This window comes from Vibrio sp. 1078-1 (assembly GCF_033340475.1).
On sequence record NZ_JAWOWM010000970.1, the window covers coordinates 1 to 508 of the forward strand.

1 protein-coding gene is annotated in these 508 nt (G+C 50.0%); it reads right to left on the minus strand.

Annotated elements, in window-relative coordinates; all coding sequences use genetic code 11:
* On the minus strand, positions 1–508 hold a 508-nt coding region (locus R7190_RS31140; RefSeq protein WP_318138378.1), incomplete at both ends, for a glycosyltransferase.

Consider the following 508-nt stretch of genomic DNA (forward strand, 5'->3'; position numbering starts at 1 on the left):
AGACTCCACGGTTAAATCAGGTTGTTCAATCATCTTCGCAGCACCGCATTCCACTAAGTGGTCGGCATTCAGTGCCTGTTGACGGTCTTTATGCATGAACGGGATAAAAATCGCGCCTACACCTGCTGCTGAGACTTCAGATACCGTCAATGCGCCAGAACGGCACACTAGCAGATCTGCCCACGCATACGCTTGTGCAACATCATCAATAAACTCGGTCACTTCTGCATTAGCAACATTGTTCGCTTGATAAGCAGCTTGCACTTCTTGCGCTGCGCCTTTACCTGCTTGATGACGAATACAGTAGTCTTGTCCCAAGTTTGCCATCACCGCTGGCAATGTTTGATTAAGAATACGCGCCCCTTGGCTGCCGCCCATAACAAGAATACGAATTGGTCCTTCTCTCTCTTGCATACGTTGAGCGGGCTCATCCAACTGCGTTACGTCTTCACGTACTGGGTTACCGACAACCACCGCAGAAGGAAATGCGCCGGGAAACGCTTGAAAG